The organism is Sphingopyxis sp. Root1497 (assembly GCF_001427085.1).
GTDB lineage: Bacteria > Pseudomonadota > Alphaproteobacteria > Sphingomonadales > Sphingomonadaceae > Sphingopyxis.
Window position 1 is genome coordinate 57,639 of sequence record NZ_LMGF01000004.1, and the last position, 20,039, is coordinate 77,677.

A 20,039-nucleotide genomic window follows, 5' to 3' on the forward strand; every position below is an offset into this window, starting at 1 on the left:
CGCGCGGCCGTTTACGCGCTGTGTTCGCGAATGCCGGCGGTGACGATCATGAAAAAGGCATAGGCCAACAGCGCACCGAGCAGGATGGTCGCCAGCGTGCGGAGCGGTTTGGGATAGACGGGCTTTTCCGGCGCGGTGGGCCGGACCACGGGGATCACGAACAATTGTTCCTTTTCGACGCGGTCGTTGGCGGACTGCAGCCCGAGCCGCGAAGCTTCGTAACGCTTGGCCGCAAGCTCCTGTTTCAGGCTGAGTTCTTCATATTCACCGAGCCGCTGCGATACCGCGCCGGGGGAGCCGGTCAGTCGGCCGCGATTGCGCGATGCCGCCGCTTCGAGGCTGCTGACATAGCCCTGCATAGCCACGACCTGCGGGCTGGCGGGGCTGAGATAGCGGCGCATGTCGGCGAGCCGAGCCCGCTGACGATCGATTTCGGCCTGTTGGGTGAGCGCCTGTTCCTGCTCGCCCTTGCCGCTGCTTTGCGGGTCGATGTCGCCGCTGCGGTTGCGGAACAGCGACATCGCCTTCTGTGCCCCCGACAGTTCGTCAGCCGCCTGCTGGAATTCGTCGCGCGCGATCGTGACCGTATTGTCGAACAGCCGGCGGTTGAGCGCGTTGATCCGGGCTTCTCCGAGCCTGATCACCGCCTCGCCGATCGTGCGGGCATCGTCGGGGCGAAAGGCGGTGACCGTCACACGGGTGATCCCGGTGTCGCTGTCGAGACTGATCTGAACCTTGTCGCGATAATATTTGAGCAGATCTTCCATCGCCGGGTCGGATTCCGACAGCCGCGCGACGAAATCGGCTTCGGGCCGACGAAAGACCGCGGCGAGGTCGATCTTTTCGGATTTGAGCGCCCGGATCGCTTCAGGCGAACGGAGATATTCGATCAGGATGTAGCTGGCCTTGGCGCTCGGATCGAGGACCGGCGACACACCGAGAAGCTGCCCGAAACCATTCGCTTCGCTGCGCGGCGCGTCGAGACCGCGAATGACGAATTGCGCCTCCGAGCGATATTGCGGCGCGGCGATGAGAAACAGGTAGATGGCCGCCACCAACGTGGGAACCACGACGATCCAGAACAGCGCGCTGCGAACCAGCCGTCGCGGCCAGTGGCGTGGTGTCGCCATGGCGTTTTCCGCCGTTTCGCCGGCCGTTTCGGTGATGTTGGTGTGGCGGTTCATTGCAACTCGATCCTGGGCCGGACGAACCTGATGGCGGCATAGCCAACCAACATCAATAGCGCGGAACAGACAATGGGATAGACGAGGTCCAAGCGGTCCGACGCGAAGTCGCGGAACTGCCCTTCGCGCAGCAATTCGAAGATATGCACGGTCGGCACCCACATAGCGACACGCTGAACATTCTCGGGTAGCCAGGCCAGAAGATAGAAAGCCCCGGATATCGGAAGCGAGAGGTAAAGCAGCGGATGGATGATCCGCCCGAAAAACGAACTCTCGTGCGATGCGACCATGATGATCATCGCCAGCCCGAAGCAGAACCAGCTCATCAACACGAGTGCGAGGATGACCAGCAGCGGATCGTGGATCGGCTCGGCAAGACCCAGATACTGGGCCACGAACAGCAGGAAGAAGAGCACCGCGCCGGTACTCACCATTTCGAGCAAAGACCGCGCGAGCAGCATGTCGAACAGGGTGACCGGCCGATGATAGAGCAAGGGCCGATTGGCCTCGAGCAGGGTTTCCGCGCGCGACAGTACCGAGCGGAACATGATGAAGAGGATGTAGCCGCCAAGCGCGAAAGGGACCGGCTGCACATTGCCGCTGATCGGCAGTTTGTAATTGCCATGCAGCGCCGCGACGGCGACCGCGAGCAGCACCGGTTCCATGAAGATCCAAAGAAACCCAAGGTTTTCGCGGCCAAAACGCGTGTGCAGCTCCCGAATGACGAGCGCACCGATGACCCGCCTCCGGGTGTCGAGGCGCTGGAACAAGGCGTCGGTGTCGGCGGCTCGGGTCAAAGCGGTTCCAGAAATTCGGTCAGCTGCGAAAAATGATCGTCCCAGCTCGCCGGGCGCCAGGCGCGCGCCGCCTGGAGATGATGCTTCCTTAGCGGCGAATCGGCCGCCGCAAAATCCCGAACCGCCGCCATCCATCCCGTGGCGTCGAGCGGATGCAGAAACAATGGCGCATCGCCGCCCACTTCGCGGTGCGCCGCGATATCGCTGGCGACCACGGGGCAGCCCATGTTCAAGGCTTCTGCCACGGGCAAGTCGAAGCCCTCGGCGAAGGAGGGGGCGAGGAGCGCCCTAGCCCCGCGCATCAGGCCCTGCAGCGCGTCGTCGCCGGGAGTCCGCATCTCGACCAACACGTCGCGGAGCGCGGGCGAGCGTTCGATCATCGCGAGAATCTGGCCATTCTCCCAGCCCCGTCGGCCCGCGATCACCAGATGCGCCGCAGCCGCGCCGTCCTGCCGCGCCATCTCGCGCCACAATTTGAGCAGCAGCAGATGGTTCTTGCGCGGTTCGATCGTCCCGACGACGAGGAAATAGGGATGATCGTCGTTCGCTCCGGTCGACGCAGCGCGGGCCTCGGCAACCTCGGGCAAGGTGATCCCGAAGGGGAGCTTAGCGATCGGAGCGACGGGCAGGTCGCCGCAGAAGCGCGCGATCGACCGCGCCGTGCAATCCGAATTGACGAGCAGACCGTCGGCCAAACGCGTCGCCGCCGCGATCCGCGCCTGATTGGCCTTGGCATGTTTGGCCAGCGCATATTCGGGATATTCGATCGGAATCAGGTCGTGGACGAAATAGCAGATCTTGCCGCCGCACCGGTCGGCCCGGCGGCGCCATTGCCCCATCGCGCGAGCGCCGGGATGCGACACGGTGAGGAAGCGCGTACCGGTGTGAAGCTGCGAACGGACCGGACGGAAGTGCCGCACCACCGACAATGGCGAAGCCTTGCCCACGGCGCCGCTCCAGCGGAGGCGCTGCGCCTGGAGCAGCCTGGCCACGGCGGCGCGCGAAAGCGCGACCCAATGTCCCGGCGGGACAAAGGCTTCGAAGCTCGGTTCGATCGCGTCCGCCGCCATCAGGAAGGACAGATAGGCCTGTTCGACGCGATCGATTCCCGTCGGCGCCGCCAGATGGCCGCGTCGAACGAGCCGCGTCACATCGAAAATCAGATGCATGTGGGCTTCAAGCGGCCGGCGACGCGAAGGCTTGGCCGGTCAGACGTCGGACGGCGCCCGCGACGAGCATGTCAAGCGCCTTCGGGTCATGGAAGCCACCATTCACCAAGGCCGTCGCCCGCATCGCGCAGCACATCAGTTCGAAATTGTCGGCGTCGACCGGCGGTGGCTCGTCCCAGAAGCGCTCGAGGCCGCACTGCGCGGTGACGCCCGGAATGTCATAGGCCGCGCGGCCGAGACAAAAGACCGGGCACGCCTGTTCGAGCGCCAGTGGCCCGACCGTGCTGTTGATCGTGACGACGCCGGCCGCCTTTTGCAGCAACGGCGCGAGGTCGAAGCGTTCGATGAAATATACCCGGTCGGCGATCCCGTAACGCGACGCCCGATCCATCACATCGGCGCGCCAGCCGTCGAGGTCGGGATCGAAGGGATGCATCTTGACGAGCAGCTTCGTGGCGCGCGGCGCGTGGACGGCAAAGCTGTGAAAGACGCAGTCGATCGCGCTCGCCATGTCGGGGAAGTCCGAGTGGGAATCGATCTGGTGATCGCCGTCGAGTTGCATGGGAAAAAGAAAAAAACGCGAGTCGATGACCGCCGAAACCGCCGCAGAGCTGGCGGCATCCTCGCGACCCCGCCCCGCACGGCGACGAATCCATGCCCACATCTCCCCGACCGGCGCATTGCGGCGGTGCGAACGATAATGAGGAAAGAAGGGGATCGTCAGCGTCTGGACGACATAATAGCCAACCGCTTCGACGATCCGACGGCGAACATTGCTGGTGACGGGGTCGACGGGTTCGTCTTCATGATCGTCGGCAATCCGGCGCAGTTGATCGAGGTCGCGCGGCAGGGACGACCAATAATTGGTGCCGCCTTGTTCGAACGAGACGAAATTGGGGCGGAGCATCCCTTCTTCGACGACGAACACGCGAATTGCGCGCTGTCGGCAAATGGCGATCGCCTGAAGATGGAGCGGCCGATTGTCCCCGAACAACACGACATCGCTGATGTCGCTGCCCGACAGATAGTCGTCAAACCAGGCCGGGAATGCCGCGATATCGCCGCGAAAACCGGTGGCGCCCGATCCGCGCCAGTCCCACATATCGCCGCCGTTGAAATTGATCCGCGAGGTCCGATGGCCGCCTGCACGTAAAGCGTCGGCCAGCTTACGGAAAAACGGGCCCGGAAGCCCCTGGAGAAACAAGAAATGCCGCACAGGATAGGGCTGCGCGGCGGCCAGAGAGGTATCGGCATATTGGCTCATCTGGAGCATCGGAGACCCGTAACACCCTGAAACACAATAGCTGTCGACACCCAGCCAGTAAAAACCCCTTGTTCGGCGCTAGATTAGGCTGTCATCGAGGTCAAGCATTTGCCCGTCGCGAACCAGCCGGTGAAGCGCGACGCATTGTCCGACCAATGCGAGCAAATGGCGAAGCGGCAACGAGGTCGCCGGATCGGACGATGCCGACGCCGGGTCGGGGTGGACCTCGATAAACAGGCCGTCGCAGCCCGCAGCGACCGCAGCGCGCGCCAGCAACGGCGAAAATTGCGGCTGCCCGCCCGACATCGCCCCCTGCGACGACGGCAGTTGCACGGTGTGCGCGGCATCGAAAGCGACGGCGACGCCCGGCGCCCGCATGATCGCGAGGTTTCGCATGTCGGCGACGATATTCTGGTAGCCGAAGATGTTGCCGCGTTCGCAGACGATCGTCGGAAGCGACGGCACCCCGGCCTGCATCCTCGCGCGATCGATCTTCGCCAGCACCTGCGCCATGTCGGAACCGGCCATGAACTGGCCCTTTTTGACAAGCATCCGCTTGCCGGTCAGCGCGGCCGCTTCGAGGAGCGCGGTCTGGCGCGAAAGCAGCGCGGGAATCTGGACGATATCGATGACCGCCGCGGCTTCGGCGGCGTCGGCGGTTTCGTGAATGTCAGTGAGGACCGGGAGTCCGGTGCGTTCGCGTATCGCGGCGAGCCGCGCGAGTCCGTTTGTCCAGCCCGGTCCGCGATAGGATTCGGACGAACTGCGATTGGCCTTGAGCGCCGACGCCTTGAAGACGACGGGAATCCCGAACCGATCACGGATCGCGACCAGCATATCGGCGATCTCGTCCATGATCGCGGGCGTTTCGACGACGCAGGGTCCGGCGATCAGGAAAAACCCGTCGGCCATAGCGGCGAGCGATTCTTCGGGGCGGGTCATGTCCTGCTTTCCAGCGAGCGTATCAGTCACGGCAAACCCATGGTGCCGCGACGCGGCCATTTTCTACGGTGGCACGGCAGCCGAAGGGGCTGGCGGTGGCCTGGCAACGGCCCACGACCTTTTGTCCCGGCTGCAGGATGCGCGAAGCGCGGTCGTTCGGGACGAGGCAATCGCCTGCGCACTCGCTGCCGCTCGTGCAGGCCTTGCCGGCGTCGGCATAACAGGCAAAGCGCGCACCGGGTTCCGCCTTGCCGCCCGCTGCCCGCTTGCCGTCGGGCGGGCAAGCCGCAGCGGCAGCCGAATTCGGGGCTTCGGCCGCAGCGGCGACGGTCTGGCTTTTGTCGAACCCCTGACAGCCCGCCATTCCCAGCAGGAGCAGCGGCGCCGTCAGGCGCAGAAAGCGGGGGATATCGAAGATTTGACCCATGCCCCCTGTTAGACCGGAAGACCCGGACAGACAACGGCGCCGCGCTGGCCCCTGCCCGCCGACGACCGGATCAACCCGGGAAAGCGGGCGCCTTGCTGACCATCGCCGGCAACGGGCGGCCCATGACGCCGGTAAACCAGGTTGCGGCGTCGACGATCGCGGGCAGGTCCAGCCCCGTGGCCACGCCGCCGCGTTCGAGCAAATAGACGACGTCCTCGGTCGGGACATTGCCCGCGGCGCCCGGCGCGAAGGGACAGCCGCCGAGCCCGCCGAGCGACGCATCGACGGTCGCGGCGCCCTCGGCGACCGCCGCCCAGACATTGGCGAGGCCGGTATTGCGGGTGTTGTGGAAATGGACACGAACGGGCAGCCCGCTGACCGCTTCGCGGACGCGGCCGACCATGTCGGCGACCTGCGACGGCACCCCGACGCCGATCGTGTCGGCGAGCGCGATCTCGCGCGGCGCCGCATCGGCGACGCGCTTGGCCATTTCGACGACGCGGCCGATCGCGATCTCGCCCTCGAACGGGCAACCGAAGGCGGTGGCGATGGTGATCTGACCGCTGCGGCCCGCCGATTTCGCAAGCGCGACGATCTCCATCGCGGCGGCGAGCGATTCGTCGGACGTCTGGCCCTGGTTGCGGATGCCGAAACTGTCGCTGGTTACGCACACCGCGCCAAGTTCGTCGATGCGACCGGTCGCGATGGCGCGTTCGGCGCCGCGGCGGTTGAGGACGAGGCCGACGTAGGTGACATCGTCACGGTCGGGGAGCTGCGCCACCAATTCCTCCGCATCGGCCAGTTGCGGCACCTTCTTGGGATTGACGAAGCTCGTCACTTCGATGCGGCGCGCGCCGTAACCGATCGCGCGGTAGATCAGCGCGAGCTTGTCGGCGGTGGCGACGGCAAGTGCTTCATTTTGCAGGCCGTCGCGGGGGCCGACTTCGACGATTTCGATGCTGGTTTGCTTCACGATTTTGCCTATCTTCGCGCATATCCGAGATTGCAGTTGATAATTGCATAGCATTCTAAGTATATCATGGCCACAGGGATTGAGGATGTCGGGCCGCGCGCGGCCCCCTTCCTAGGCTAAAGAGACGCCCGAAGGGAATGATATGACGGAAGCGAGCAGCGGGGGAGCGCTGGAAGGGTTGAAGGTCGTCGAGATGGGGCAGCTGATCGCCGGCCCATTTTGCGGCCAGTTGCTCGGCGACATGGGCGCCGAAATCGTCAAGCTCGAGCCGCCGGGCGGCGGCGACCAGATGCGCAACTGGGGCCAGGGTGACAAACCGAGCTGGTGGCGCGTCATCGCGCGCAACAAATATTCGGTCGCGGTCGACCTGCGCAGCGAGGAAGGCCAGAGCCTCGCGCGCGACCTGATCGCCAAGGCCGACATCCTCATCGAGAATTTCCGCCCCGGCACGCTCGAGAAATGGAACCTCGACCCGCAGGAGCTGCGCAAGACCAACCCCGGGCTGATCGTCGTGCGCGTGTCGGGTTATGGCCAGACCGGCCCCTATTCGTCGCGCGCCGGCTTCGGCGGCATCGGCGAGGCGATGGGCGGGTGGCGCGGCATCGTCGGTTATCCCGAGCTGCCCCCCGCGCGCATGGGGGTGTCGATCGGCGACACCCTCGCCGCCACTTACGGCTGCATGGGCGCGCTCGCCGCGCTGCACCACCGCAGCAAGACCGGTGAAGGCCAGATCGTCGATTCGGCGCTGTATGAGGCGGTGCTGCAGGTGATGGAATCGACCGTGTCGGATTATTCGGCGAGCGGCACCAAGCGGCGGCGCACCGGATCGACGCTCCCCGCGATCGCACCGTCGAACGTCTATCCGTGCAGTGATGGCGAATATCTGATCGGCGCCAACCAGGACGGCGTCTTCGCGCGGCTCGCCGCGGCGATGGGCCGCCCCGAACTCGCGGACGACGAACGCTATGCGACGCACCGCGCGCGCGGGGTGCGGCAGGAGGAGCTCGACGCGCTGATCGGCGAATGGACGGCCACGCTGACGATCGAGCAGCTCGAGGCGAAGATGGTCGAGGCGAGCGTTCCCGCCGGACGCGTATTCGATGCCGAGGACATGCTGGCCGACCCGCATTTCGCCGCGCGCGACGCGCTGGTCACGGTGCCCGACGCCGAGCTCGGCGAAATCCGCATGCAGGGAGTCTTCCCCAAGCTGTCGGGCACGCCGGGCAGCGTCCGCCGGCCTGCCCCGCTGGTCGTCGGACAGGATACGGACGATGTGCTGAAGCGCTGGCTCGGACGCGAGGGTTGAGACGATGATCACCCTCTATGGCGGCGCCACCCCCAATGCGCGCAAGATCGCGATCGCACTGCTGGAGATGGGGCTGCCCTGGCGGCTCGAATATATCGATATCCTCGCGGGCGACCAGCTGACCCCCGAATTCCTTGCGCTCAATCCGAACAACAAGACGCCGGTGATCGTCGACGAGGACGGCCCCGGCGGCGAGCGCTTCGTCCTGTGGGAGACCGGCGCGATCCTGCTCTATCTCGCCGAAAAGACCGGCCGCTTCGTGCCGACCGATCCGGTGAAGCGCGCGACCTGCTGGCAGTGGCTGATGTTCCAGGTCTCCGGCGTCGGGCCGATGTTCGGGCAGGAAGTGCATTTCACCCATTACGCCAAGGATCGGCACGATTATGCCATCGCGCGCTACAGCCGCGAGGTCGACCGGTTGATGATGGTGCTCGACAAAAGGCTGGGCGAAGCGACCTGGCTGGCCGGCGAGGATTATACGATCGCCGACATGGCCACCCTGCCCTATCTGCGTCGCCAGCTGATCGACAAGGCGGGGCGTTTCCCCCATGTCGAGCGCTGGGGCGCGGCGATGCTCGAACGGCCCGCGGTCGCCGAGGGCATGACCGTCGGTGTCGCCCGCGCCGAAACGATCGAGGGCGGGCTGACCGGATTTACCGACGAGCACCGCGCGATCCTGTGGGGCGACCGGCAGCATCAGGCGCGGTAGCGCCGCCGGGGGATGGATCGCGATGCCGTACGGAGCGCGGAAGACGACCTGGTCGCACACGCTCTCGATCCGGTCGCCGCACCGATCAGATCAGCGATTTCAACCGGTCGATTCCCGTCGCCTGCCGAAGAATCCGGGCCGCGAGCGCATTACCGTTCGCGGCATTGGTGAAGACGACAATCGCGCGCCCGTTCCGGGGATCACCGACGCCCATGGTTTTGAAGATCCCGTAGTTGCTGCCGCTGTGCTGGAACAGCAGGCCCGCCGGGGATTGTTCGAGTTCCCAGCCCAGCCCCCGCGAAATGTCGCGCCCGCGCACGTCGAGCCGCGGGGTGAGCATCGCCCGCCGCGTCGTGTCGCTGATCTCCCACGCCGCCCGCGTCGGCCGGTCCATCATGAGCGCCATGAACGTCGCATAGTCGGACGCGGTCATCAGCAGCCCGCCCGCCGAATTGACCAGCAGGTCGTGGGTCGATGGCGGCGTCTTGGGATCGCTCTCTCGCATCGCGGCGACCGAATCCTCATAGGTCCAGGTTGCGATCGGCTTGCCGCGCTTTTTCGCGACCCGTAGCAGCCGGTCGCCCAGTTCGCGGGTGGGCTGGGGCGGAAGCACCTGCTCGCCTTCCGGCGGTTCGGAATGGCCGAAGACCGCCGACTTTGCGATGGCTTCGTCCCAGCCGAAGCTGCTGTGGGACATCCCGGCCGGGTCGAACAGTTTCGCCCGCATCACGCTGCCGAGACCCATTCCCATGATGGTCTCGACAACCAGCTGGAGCCAGATGAAGGCTTCGCCGGAATAGGTGTAAATCGATCCGGGCGCGCTGCTCGTGACCAGCGGCTCGGAGGCCCAGTTGGGCAAGCCCGTCGAATGTTCCAGCACATGCCGGGCCGTGATGCGCTCAAGATTCGGGTCATCGCCCAAATTCTCCGGCCGGCGATAGGCGACGAGCGGCGTATCGAGATCGAGGCGCTTTTCATCGACCAGCCGCATCACGACATAGGCGAAGACAGGCTTGGTCATCGACGCGGCTTCGAACAGCGTATCCTCGCGCACCGGGTCGCGGGTGAGGATGTTTTTGACGCCGAAGCTGTGGCTCCAGGCCAGCATCCCGCGATCCACGACCGCGATGGCGGCGCCGGGCACCCCGGCGATCCGCATGAGACGCGGAAGGTCCGCGACCAGTTCCTCGGGCGGGATCCAGGCGGCGTTGCCGTCCGGGCATTGCCCGCCCGTTCCGGCGCGGGCGGGCGTCGCGCCGCCGGCGATCAGCGCCGCCGATCCGACCAGCACCGCCCGCCGTCCGGGCATCGTTCCGCCACTCATCTTTGTTCGCCGCCCAGCCAGCGCATCAGGTGAGCGCCACGGCGAACAGACAGGACAAAAGCTTCATCGGTTTCCACTTCCAATCGATCATCTCGCTCATTGATAGCGCAGCGTCTTTTCGAACCCCTCATTCGCCTTGGTCATCTTTGCCAGTTTCCTGAGTTGACCGCGAACATGGCGCTGGAACCGCGCGTCGTCATAGATGCCCGTCGCCCGATAGTCTTCCTGGCCAACCAGTTTCTTGATCTGCGCAGCGAAGGCGCTCTGCTCATCGGTGCAATGCGCGGCGATCAGGGCACGGCAGACCCATTCCTCGGCGGCCGCCTTGTCATAGTCGTCCTGTGCCTCATACCCGCGCCGGTCCGCTGCCGCCTGATCGAGCCTCGAAGCCTCAAACCGCCGGTCCAGCCATTTCCGGACCTGCTCGCCATCCCACGCTTTTGACGGATCATTCATCGCTTACTCCAAGCCTTGTCGGCGCCAATCTCCGTGCGTTGGCGACGCACGAGCCTTTGCCCGCAGTCCAAATCGACAGCAGCATGGCGCCTGCCTAAATATTGGTCTGATCAGCCGGAACCCCTTCGGGCATCGTCGCGCTCCCCGCAGCCTCTTCGCACGGCAGGCTCTCCGTGCCAACGCCGTAACAGGTCATGGATAGCGATCCCATCGCATAGCCGCGCAGGAGCGGCGCGGCCCCGCCCCCCGCCGCGGCGAGGCCGGCGACATGGAGGAGCGGAATGAAATGATCGGGCGTGGGAACCGCAAGGTCGTAATCCGGATGCTGGAGGACATTCAAGATGCCGCCCGGATCGCGGATCATCTGGTCGACGACGGCATCGTCGAACCGCTGCGCCCAATCGGTTCCGCCATCCGGATTGTGCCGGTCGATCTTGCGGAGGTTGTGAACGACATTGCCGCTCGAAACGATCATGACGCCCTGCCCGCGCAACGCCGACAGCCGGCTGCCCAATTCCAAATGATAGTCCATCGGCTGGAGCGCGTTGATCGACAGTTGCACGACCGGCACGTCGGCATCGGGGAAAAGATGCGCGAGGACGCTCCATGTCCCGTGGTCGAGCCCCCATTGATCCCGATCGGCGCCGACCCAATGGGGTTTGACGACCTCCGCAATCTCGCCCGCCAGTTCGGGCAGGCCGGGCGCCGGATATTGAAACGCGAACAGTTCGTCGGGGAAGCCGTAAAAATCATGGATGGTGCGGGGGCGTGCCATCGCGGTGACGGCGGTCGCCCCGATGAACCAATGCGCCGAGACGACCAATAGCGCGCGCGGTCGCGGCAAGGCCTTCCCCAGCCGGCGCCAGGCGCGCGTATAGCCGTTCAATTCGATTGTGTTCATCGGGCTGCCATGGCCGATGAACAGGGCGGGCATCATATCCATCGGGCGGCCCGTCAGGTCGCGCCGATCTGCGTCATGAACGAGGCATTGTCCCAGAACAGCCATTCCTCCTTCATCAGGCCATTTTCCCACCGCCCGACGGTCATCATCGGCAGCACGAATTTCTTGCCGGTGGGCTGAAGCGCCTTGCCGCCGCCGAGGTCCATCGGTTTCGTGAAGGTCCCGGTCATGATGCCCTGCACTGCGGTGTATTTCCCGTCCGCGAGCTTGATCGGATGCTCCGCAATCCTGGTGTCGGGGGCAAAGGCGAACTGCGGTTTCAGTTTGACGAGATGGTCGGCGATGCCGGTCGTCGTCGATCCGTCCGGATAATGAACCAGAATGTCCTCGGCATGGCTCTTGTTGAACTCATCCCATTTCTGCCCGCTGTACACACGGAAATCGAGGTCGTCGAAATTGGCGAGATTGCGCTTCTGCTCTTCGGTGTGGCCGGTCGCATCGGCGCCCGTGGAACCGCCGGCCTTGTCGGACGCTTGTGGGGCCGAACATGCCGCGATCGACAGCGACGCAGCAAGCACCAGCAGGTTACGGGTTTTTTGAGATAGGCGCATGTTCGACTCCCTCGATTCAGACCGCCGGGAACGGGCTGTTCGGGATAGGAAGCCTGAATGATCGCCCAGTCAAGACGATCGTCCCAATCACCGCTTCAGGCGCCCCGCGATGGCTGGAAATCGAAAGGCCCGGCTCCCGAGCATGACATCCGACTGGTGGAGCGGACCCCGCTCGCTCGCTTCTCAATCGCCCTGCACCGCCGCGCGGTTGGCGTCGCCGAACATGTTCGACCATTCGGTCTCGTCAAGCTTCTGGTGGCGGCCCAGATATTTCGCGGGCGCCTTCAGGTCTTCGCGCGCCATCGCGCGGGCCACCGCCGGACGTTCGCGGATGCGTTCGAACCAGCCGCGCGTCGCGGGCCAGTCGTCGAGGCCCATGCCCATGACGAAGGCCGAGGCACGGCCCGGCCAGATCGCCATGTCGGCGATGCCGTAATCGTCGCCGGCGACATAGGGGGATTTTTCCAACCGCTTTTCGAGGACGGTGAGCAGGCGGGCCACTTCCTTCGTATAGCGCTCGATCGCATAATCCTGTCCGGCGGGGGCATAGCGCAGGAAATGGCTCGCCTGCCCGCCCATCGGCCCCAGCCCCGCCATCTGCCAGGTCAGCCAGGACAGGGCCGAAGCGCGCGCCGCGCCTGACGCGGGCAGAAAGCGTCCGCTCTTTTCGGCAAGATATTGCAGGATCGCGCCCGATTCGAAGACCGCGACCGGATCGCCGCCGTCCACCGGCGCCCGGTCGACGATCGCCGGCAACTTGCGGTTGGGGTTGATGCGGCCGAATTCGGCGGTGAGCTGGTCGCCGTTGAAGATGTCATAGGGGATGACCCGATAATCGGCGCCGATCTCCTCGAGCATGATCGCGACCTTTTGCCCGTTCGGGGTCGCCGAATAATGAAGGTCGATCATCACAGCACCTCATAGATCTGGTGGCGGACGCCGAAGTCGGTGCGCTCGCCGACCCCGACGGCGAGGAGGCCGTTGAGCCAGTCGTATTTCGCGCTCGCGGTTTCGAACACCGGGGCGATTCGCAGATAATAGCGCGCCGAATCGACCGGCGACGCGGCGGGATCGGCAAATTCGGCGCGGACATCATCGGGGACGACGCTGCGGCCGCTGTAGCCGAGCTGGATGAGGTCGCCGTCATCGGTCCGCCACACCGCGCGGGCATCGAAAGTCCCGACCGCGGCGCTCGAGGCGAGCCGGCCGCCGCGCGACCAATTGCCGCCGCCGGGCAGGACGATGCCGTTGATTCGTGGGCCAAAAAAACGGCCGCCGCTGATATATCCGATGCGCTGATCGCCGAACGGCGACGCGCCGATGCCGAAGATTCCGCCACCGACCTCAAACTCCACGGTGCACAAAAACCGGCTCGAAAGGCCCGTGGGAACACCCGCTGAAAAATCCTGCTCCATCATTCGACTCCTGCTTGTGAGGCTCTGGACAAGCATAAGACCATTAGTATACTAAGGGTCAATGAGATTGACGGATCGGACCCGCATGTCCGGTATCGCCAGCAACCGTTCAATGGGAGGGTAAAGATGAATTTTCGTAACCAGATTCTGCTGGCAGGCGTCGCATCGATCGCGACGCTGACCTATGCCGCACCGGCGATGGCACAGGATGCCGCCGCCCCTGCCGACACGACCGAGACCGAGGCCGATAGCGGCACCGACGAGATCATCGTCACCGCCCGTTTCCGCAATGAATCGTTGCAGGACGTGCCGCAGGCGATTTCGGCCTTCGGCGAACAGACGCTCGCCAAAATCGCCGCACGCGACATCACCGACCTCGCGCCCTCGACGCCGAACGTCAGCATCCAGCCCGTCGCGACCTTTTCCAACTCGGCGGCGATCTTCATTCGCGGGCTCGGCGCGCAGGGCATCGAATCGACCGAGGAAAGCCCGGTCGGCGTGTCGATCGACGGCGTCTATGTGACGCGCCCGGTCGCCACGATGCTCGACACCTTCGACCTCGACCGCATCGAAGTGCTGCGCGGGCCGCAGGGCACCTCGTTCGGCAAGAACTCGCTCGCCGGCGGCATCGCCGCCTATACCAAGAATCCCGGCCGCGACTGGGGTGTCCAGACCGAGGTCACCGTCGGCAACTATGGCCGGATGGATGCCCGCGCGGCGGTCAATATGCCGCTCATTCGCGACACGCTCGCGGTCCGGCTGGTGCTGAACAAAGAGACCTATGACGGCTATTTCACCAACCGCCTGAACGGGAAGAAGATCGGCGGGCAGGACCGGCTGACCTTGCGCGGCACGGTGGTGTTCACCCCGACCGACAATCTCGACATCAACCTCAAGGCCTTCCTCGTCCGCGACCGTTCGAGCGCGCCGGGCGGCGACACCGCGCCGAACCGGAACCAGTTGCTGTGGCAGGTTTTCCGCTTCGAAGAGCCGAACGACGGCGCCTATACGATCGGACGCGATTTCCCCGCCGATCACGACACCGACCAGCTCGGCCTGATCAGCAACATCGGCCTCGACATGGGGTCGTGGCAGGCCAAGTCGATCACGGGCTATATCGAGACCGACGATTTCAACGACAGCGACTTCGACCAGTCCGAAGTCTTCTTCTTCCCCACCTTCCGCCTGCAGTCGCACCGCCAGTTCAGCCAGGAACTGCGCCTGCAGTCCGATTTTTCGGACCGCACCGACGCGCTGTCGCGCCTGAGTCTGGTGTTCGGCGGCTATTTCCTGAAGCAGAGCTTTGAACTGGCGCAGGCCTTCCCGACGCTGCCGGTGCTGCTCGCCCCGACCTTGCGTTTCGGCAGCGAAGACTTCGTCGCGCAGGACAACACCGCCAAAGCGCTGTTCGCACAGGCAATCTATGGCATCACCGACCGCCTGAACATCACGCTCGGCGTGCGCCAGAGCTGGGAATCGAAGGATTATTTCCGCGACCCCACCGGTGTCCTGTTGTCGCCCGCCTTTTTCTCGACGCGCGCGACGGTCAAGTCGCTCGCCGAAATGGAGGCGATCGCGAACACCAACCTGGCGGCGGGCAAGGCGTTCAAGCTGGGTTACAACCGCGATCGCATGACCTTCAAGGCCGGGCTCGACTATCGCCTGACCGACGATGTGATGCTCTATGCGGGCTTCAGCCAGGGGTATAAGGGCGGCGGCTTCGGCGCGCGCTCGGCGACCACCTCCACCGCGGGGCCGACGGAAGACAACACCGCCAACCTGTTCGAGGCCGGGATCAAGGGCGATTTCTTCGATCGCCTGCTCCGCCTCAACCTCACGGGTTTCGTGACCAAGTTCAAGCAGCTGGAATTCGGCGTCTTCTTCCCCAACCCCAATGTCGCATCGGGGCAGGAAACGGCGCAGTTGAACATCGGTTCGGCGACGACCAAGGGGCTCGAACTCGAAGCCACGCTGAAGCCGACGCAGAATTTCCGCCTGTCGGCGAATGTCGGCTATCTCGACGCGAAATATACCAGCTTCTGCGCCGATATCGACGGCCCCTCGGCTTTCCCTACGCCGCCGACTTCAACTTGCGGCGACGTCACCGCGCTGCCCAACGGCACCTATCTGGTCGACATCGATCACACCGGCAAAAAGCTGGTCCGCGCGCCGAAGTGGCAGACGCAGTTGTCGGCGGAATATACGATCCCGCTCGGCAGCGCCGGCAATATCAACCTGCGCGGGGCGATGTCGTATCGCAGCACCTATTATTCGACCGTCGCCAATGATTTGGCGGGCAAGACCGGCGACTTCACGCTGGTCGACGGCTCGATCGGCTGGGAAAGCGAAGACGGACGGTTCCGCGCGATGGTGTGGGGCAAGAACCTGACCAACAAGACCTATGTCGCGGCGCTGACGCCGACGGCGCAGTTCTTCACCCAGCGCTTCTACAACGCCCCGCGGACCTTTGGCCTGACCCTTGGCGCGAGCTTCTGATGGCGTGCCGCCGGGCCTCACGGTCCGGCGGCATCGCGATGCGGATGGACCGCGAGCTTTGAATATTTTCAGCCGTCCGGAATCGGCGGCCTTCGGGGAGTGTTATGACTGAGGCCACCACCCTCGCCGGAGGTCCCGCGGGCGCCGACCACGGACTTGCCGGGCGGCGCAACATCGCCCTCGCCATGCTGTTCCTCATCGGCACGATCAACTTCGTCGACCGCCAGTTGCTCGCGATGCTGATCGAACCGATCCGCGTCGACATCCCGCTCAGCGATACCCAGTTCGGGCTGCTCACCGGGCTGGCCTTCGCGCTCTTTTACGCCGGCATGGGTGTACCGGTCGCCATCCTCGCCGACCGCTGGAACCGCGTCAAACTGGTCGGCATCGCCTGCCTGGTGTGGAGCGTCTTCACCGCGGCGTGCGGGATGGTCTCCAATTTCTGGCAACTCGCCCTGATGCGGTTCGGCGTTGGCGCGGGCGAGGCGGGCGGCACCGCCCCCTCGGTTTCGGTCCTCGCCGACTATTATCCGCCGCACCAGCGGCCGATCGCGATGGCGCTGTTCACCTGCAACGGCCCCTTCGGCGTCTTCGTCGGCGCCGCGTTCGGTGCCTGGGCCGCGTCGACGATCGGCTGGCGCAACGCCTTTCTGTTGATCGGCGCGGTCGGCATCCTCGTCGCGCCGCTGCTAATCTGGCTGGTGCGCGAACCGGCGCGCGGCCAGATGGACAAGGGTGCGGGCGACGAACCGATCCCCTTTGCCAAGGCGATGGCGCTGTTCCGCGCCTATGGTTCGCTGATGCTGCTGTTGCCGGCGACGGCGCTCGCCGCTTTCGTGAGCTATGGCATGCTCAACTGGATTCCGGCCTATCTGATGCGGGTGCAGGACATGCCGCTGTCGGCGATGGGGACCTGGTTCGCCCCCGCCGCCGGGATCACTTTTGCCGCCGGCACGCTCGGCGGCGGCTGGTTGGTAGCCCGGCGCGCGCGCACCTCGCCGCGCGCTTATGGCCAGGTCCCGGCGATCGCGACGCTGATCCTCATCCCGTCGCTGATCGCCTCGCTGATGGTCGACAGCTGGCCGCTCGCGCTGGCGCTGATGCTCGTCCCGCTGACCGCCTGTACCTTCTACATCGCCCCCGCCCTGGCGCTGGTGCAGAATCTGATGCCGCCGCGCGCGCGGGCGACGGGCACGTCGATCCTGATGCTGATGTTCAACATCATCGGGCTGGGGTTCGGCCCGCTGTTCGTCGGGTTCGTCAGCGACACGCTGAAACCCGACTATGGCGTCGAAAGCCTGCGTTGGGGCATCATGGCGCTGATTCCGTTCGCCGCCGCCGCCTGCGCCGTGCAATTCGCGCTGACGCGGCATCTGGATAAGGATTTCGCGGAATGAATAGGGAGACGCGATGATGGCCGAACTGGACGACATCCGCACGATGGCGACCCGCTTCTTCGACGCGATCGAGGAAGGCGACATCGCCGCGATGAAGAACAGCTTCGCCGCCGATGCCGAGATCTGGCACAACACCGACGAGCTGGTCGGCACGCCCGAGCAGACCGCCGCAGTGCTGACCGGCATGGTCGCGCGGATCAAGGACCGCGAATATGCCGAGCGCCGGCTCACGGTCTTTCCCGGCGGTTTCGTCCAGCAGCATGTGCTGAAGGGCCGCCGCACCCACGACGACGGCGCCGTACGCCTGCCCTGCGCGATCATCTGCAAGGTCGAGAATGGCAAGATCACGCGGCTCGACGAATATTTCGACAGCGCGCATGTCGCCGAATTCCGCAAGTTCGCCAATGCTTGATGCACGCCCTCGTCATGGCTCGTCATTGCGAGGAGCGAAGCGACGCGGCAATCCAGAGTCTGCGTAAACCGCTCTGGATTGCTTCGCTTCGCTCGCAATGACGAAGTTTTGAGTTCCAAGTTNTTATTCAGGAGTATAGCATGCCCGTCCTGCGCCAGGTTCCCCGCTCGGAAGTCACCGACGAGACCGTTCTCGCCTATTACAACCGCCTGTTCGGCGACCGCGATCCAGTGGCCGAGCCCGGCACCGCGACCGGCACGCCGGGCGACTGGTGGACGGTGTTCGCGCTGTCGCCCGACATCTTCGAACATGCGGTCAAGGGTTTCGCCGTGTACCGCAACCCCGCGCGCACGATCGATCCGGTGCTGCGCGAACTCGGCCAGACGCGTGCGGGCTGGGTCAAGGGCAGCCAGTTCGTCTTTTCGCAGCATTGCAAGTCGCTGCGCGGTCTCGGCGTCAGCGACGAGAAGATCGCGGCGATCGCGCACTGGCAGGTCGCCGATTGCTACAATGAACAGGAACGCACCGTGCTCGCCTATGCCGACTGCCTCGCGCAGGCCAGCGGGCGCGTACCGCTCGAGGTGTTCGACAAGCTCAAGACCTTCTGGAACGACGAGCAGATTTTCGAATTCACCTACATCACCTGCCTTTACGACATGCATGCGGTGATCACCCGCGCGCTACGCATGGAATATGACGCGCGCGAGGATCCGATCGTCGAGGTCGCCGCGCCCGAAGGCTTCAGCGCCGCCGACTTCCTCAGCGCGCCGCGGCCCGCGGGCCAATGAGCGCGGCGCCGAGAACCGTCAATTTACTTGACGGTTCTCGGCGCGCGTGATAAACAGACCAAGAGAGGATGGGCATGAAATATTATAACTCCATCGGCCCCAACCCACGCGTCGTGAACATGTTCATGGCCGAAAAGGGCATCGAACTGCCGCAGGTCACGATCGACCTGCGCGGCGGCGAGAACCGGCGGGCGCCGTATAATGTCGAGGTCAATCCGGCGGGGCAGACCCCCGCGCTCGCACTCGACGACGGATCGGTGCTGACCGAGATCGTCCCCATCTGCGAATATCTCGACGAAAAATTTCCCGAACCGACGCTGATCGGATCGACTGCGGAGGAGCGCGCGGAAACGCGCATGTGGGTGCGCCGCATCGACCTCAAGATCTGCGAACCGTTGACCAATGGCTTCCGTTTCGCCGAAGGGCTGCCGCTGTTCGAGCCGCGCATGCGCTGCCTGCCCGAAGCGGCGGCGGGGCTGAAGGCGGTCGCGCAGGACGGTATCCAATGGGTCGATGCCCAGATCGCGGGCCGCAGCTTCGTCACCGGCGAGCGGCTGACGCTCGCCGACCTGATGCTGTTCGCCTTCCTCGATTTCGGCGCCGGGGTCGGCCAGCCGATCGACCCGGCCTTTACCAACATCACAAGCTGGTACGAGCGGATGAAAAGCCGCCCCGGCATCAATCCCAACTAAGCGCAAGGAGACGGACAATGGCTGCAGCAAACCCCGAATTCGAGTTCCGCGGCGTCAACCACCTGGCACTGGTGTGCAAGGACATGGCCAAGACGGTGGAATTCTACCGCGACATCCTCGGCATGCCGCTGATCAAGACACTCGACCTTGCCGGCGGGCGCGGCCAGCATTTCTTCTTCGACGTCGGCAACGGCGACGCCCTCGCCTTCTTCTGGTTCAAGGACGCACCCGAGGCGGTCCCCGGCATTTCGGCGCCCGAGGCGCTGCCCGGCGAGGGCAATTTCATGTCGGCGCACGGGTCGATGAACCATATCGCGATCAACGTCGCCGCCGACAAGTTCGATGCCTATTGCAACCGGCTGGTCGAAAAGGGCGTCAAGGTTTCGGGCGTTCTGAACCACGATGATTCAGAGACAAATATCGCCGCCGAAGTGCATCCCGGCGTGTTCGTGCGCTCGGTCTATTTCTTCGACCCCGATGGCGTGTGCCTCGAGTTCGCGGCGTGGACCAAGGAATTCGACGACAGCGACGTCGCGCACGACCCGATGCAGGCCGACGGCACGCGCCGCGACGGCTTCATCACCGGCCGCACCCCGGTGCCGGCCGAATAAACCTCTTCCCCAGGGACTCCTCTTGGCCCGGTGTGCGAGCACCGGGCCTTTTTTAGTGGCGGCTTGGGAGTGAAAAGCGGAGGCTTCGCCACAACCCGTTCCCCGGCGAAGGCCGGGTCCAGAACTTAACAACGCGACGTAGGTCCTACACCGCTCTGGGCCCCA

At 64.8% G+C, this 20,039-nt stretch carries 21 protein-coding genes; 8 read left to right on the forward strand and 13 right to left on the reverse strand.

Annotated features, from left to right (window positions below; all coding sequences use genetic code 11):
- Positions 1-11: 11 nt before the first annotated feature.
- From ASD67_RS11825 to ASD67_RS11855, 7 genes are all read right to left on the reverse strand, one after another.
- Positions 12-1,184, reverse strand: a complete 1,173-nt coding sequence (locus ASD67_RS11825) for a hypothetical protein (RefSeq protein WP_056347420.1) — start codon at positions 1,182-1,184, stop codon at positions 12-14.
- Positions 1,181-1,981 carry an ABC transporter permease gene (locus tag ASD67_RS11830; RefSeq protein ID WP_162248573.1) on the reverse strand — a complete coding sequence of 267 codons (801 nt, stop codon included), beginning with the start codon at positions 1,979-1,981 and terminating at the stop codon, positions 1,181-1,183. The genes ASD67_RS11825 and ASD67_RS11830 overlap by 4 nt, the downstream gene beginning before the upstream one ends.
- Positions 1,978-3,150: a glycosyltransferase family 4 protein gene (locus ASD67_RS11835; RefSeq protein WP_056347421.1), complete on the reverse strand. Its 1,173-nt coding sequence runs from the start codon at positions 3,148-3,150 to the stop codon at positions 1,978-1,980. Before ASD67_RS11835 ends, ASD67_RS11830 begins: the two co-directional genes overlap by 4 nt.
- Positions 3,151-3,157: 7 nt before the next feature.
- Positions 3,158-4,423, reverse strand: coding sequence for a capsular biosynthesis protein (locus ASD67_RS11840; RefSeq protein WP_056347423.1), 1,266 nt, complete (start codon positions 4,421-4,423; stop codon positions 3,158-3,160).
- Positions 4,424-4,492: 69 nt separating this feature from the next.
- A complete protein-coding gene (gene kdsA, locus ASD67_RS11845; RefSeq protein ID WP_235535665.1) occupies positions 4,493-5,356 on the reverse strand; it encodes a 3-deoxy-8-phosphooctulonate synthase in 864 nt (287 codons plus the stop codon).
- 22 nt (positions 5,357-5,378) lie between these two features.
- A complete protein-coding gene (locus tag ASD67_RS11850; protein ID WP_056347424.1) occupies positions 5,379-5,783 on the reverse strand; it encodes a hypothetical protein in 405 nt (134 codons plus the stop codon).
- 70 nt (positions 5,784-5,853) lie between these two features.
- Positions 5,854-6,756, reverse strand: a complete 903-nt coding sequence (locus ASD67_RS11855) for a hydroxymethylglutaryl-CoA lyase (RefSeq protein WP_443028035.1) — start codon at positions 6,754-6,756, stop codon at positions 5,854-5,856.
- Between the two features lie 142 nt (positions 6,757-6,898).
- Here ASD67_RS11855 and ASD67_RS11860 point away from each other — a divergent pair, with 142 nt between their 5' ends.
- Positions 6,899-8,062, forward strand: a complete 1,164-nt coding sequence (locus ASD67_RS11860) for a CaiB/BaiF CoA transferase family protein (RefSeq protein ID WP_056347426.1) — start codon at positions 6,899-6,901, stop codon at positions 8,060-8,062.
- Between the two features lie 4 nt (positions 8,063-8,066).
- Positions 8,067-8,771, forward strand: coding sequence for a glutathione S-transferase family protein (locus tag ASD67_RS11865; protein ID WP_056347428.1), 705 nt, complete (start codon positions 8,067-8,069; stop codon positions 8,769-8,771).
- 85 nt (positions 8,772-8,856) lie between these two features.
- Here the strand turns inward: ASD67_RS11865 and ASD67_RS11870 are convergent, their stop codons facing one another.
- The 6 genes from ASD67_RS11870 to ASD67_RS11895 all read right to left on the reverse strand — a co-directional run bounded on the left by ASD67_RS11870 (position 8,857) and on the right by ASD67_RS11895 (position 13,514).
- Positions 8,857-10,080, reverse strand: a complete 1,224-nt coding sequence (locus ASD67_RS11870; protein ID WP_235535666.1) for a serine hydrolase domain-containing protein — start codon at positions 10,078-10,080, stop codon at positions 8,857-8,859.
- Between the two features lie 111 nt (positions 10,081-10,191).
- A complete protein-coding gene (locus tag ASD67_RS11875; protein WP_056347430.1) occupies positions 10,192-10,551 on the reverse strand; it encodes a hypothetical protein in 360 nt (119 codons plus the stop codon).
- A 94-nt stretch (positions 10,552-10,645) separates the two neighbouring features.
- Positions 10,646-11,494: a 4,5-DOPA dioxygenase extradiol gene (gene ygiD / locus ASD67_RS11880; protein ID WP_235535667.1), complete on the reverse strand. Its 849-nt coding sequence runs from the start codon at positions 11,492-11,494 to the stop codon at positions 10,646-10,648.
- Positions 11,495-11,505: 11 nt separating this feature from the next.
- Complete coding sequence (locus ASD67_RS11885) at positions 11,506-12,063, reverse strand: ester cyclase (RefSeq protein ID WP_056347432.1); 558 nt, start codon at positions 12,061-12,063, stop codon at positions 11,506-11,508.
- A 183-nt stretch (positions 12,064-12,246) separates the two neighbouring features.
- Positions 12,247-12,972 (reverse strand): glutathione S-transferase N-terminal domain-containing protein, encoded by a 726-nt coding sequence (locus ASD67_RS11890; RefSeq protein ID WP_056347435.1) that lies wholly within the window; start codon positions 12,970-12,972, stop codon positions 12,247-12,249.
- Complete coding sequence (locus tag ASD67_RS11895) at positions 12,972-13,514, reverse strand: DUF3237 domain-containing protein (RefSeq protein WP_082545027.1); 543 nt, start codon at positions 13,512-13,514, stop codon at positions 12,972-12,974. Before ASD67_RS11895 ends, ASD67_RS11890 begins: the two co-directional genes overlap by 1 nt.
- Positions 13,515-13,604: 90 nt before the next feature.
- Here ASD67_RS11895 and ASD67_RS11900 point away from each other — a divergent pair, with 90 nt between their 5' ends.
- The 6 genes from ASD67_RS11900 to ASD67_RS11925 all read left to right on the forward strand — a co-directional run bounded on the left by ASD67_RS11900 (position 13,605) and on the right by ASD67_RS11925 (position 19,874).
- On the forward strand, positions 13,605-15,974 hold the full coding sequence (locus ASD67_RS11900; protein ID WP_056347439.1) for a TonB-dependent receptor: 2,370 nt from the start codon (positions 13,605-13,607) through the stop codon (positions 15,972-15,974).
- A 104-nt stretch (positions 15,975-16,078) separates the two neighbouring features.
- Positions 16,079-17,371 carry a spinster family MFS transporter gene (locus ASD67_RS11905; protein WP_056347441.1) on the forward strand — a complete coding sequence of 431 codons (1,293 nt, stop codon included), beginning with the start codon at positions 16,079-16,081 and terminating at the stop codon, positions 17,369-17,371.
- A 16-nt stretch (positions 17,372-17,387) separates the two neighbouring features.
- The gene (locus tag ASD67_RS11910; protein WP_162248575.1) at positions 17,388-17,783 is read left to right on the forward strand and encodes a nuclear transport factor 2 family protein; all 396 of its coding nucleotides are present in this window, start codon (positions 17,388-17,390) and stop codon (positions 17,781-17,783) included.
- Between the two features lie 140 nt (positions 17,784-17,923).
- Positions 17,924-18,571 carry a carboxymuconolactone decarboxylase family protein gene (locus tag ASD67_RS11915; protein ID WP_056347445.1) on the forward strand — a complete coding sequence of 216 codons (648 nt, stop codon included), beginning with the start codon at positions 17,924-17,926 and terminating at the stop codon, positions 18,569-18,571.
- Positions 18,572-18,645: 74 nt separating this feature from the next.
- Positions 18,646-19,263: a glutathione S-transferase family protein gene (locus ASD67_RS11920; RefSeq protein WP_056347448.1), complete on the forward strand. Its 618-nt coding sequence runs from the start codon at positions 18,646-18,648 to the stop codon at positions 19,261-19,263.
- Positions 19,264-19,280: 17 nt separating this feature from the next.
- Positions 19,281-19,874, forward strand: coding sequence for a VOC family protein (locus ASD67_RS11925; RefSeq protein WP_056347450.1), 594 nt, complete (start codon positions 19,281-19,283; stop codon positions 19,872-19,874).
- The last annotated feature ends 165 nt before the right edge of the window (positions 19,875-20,039 follow it).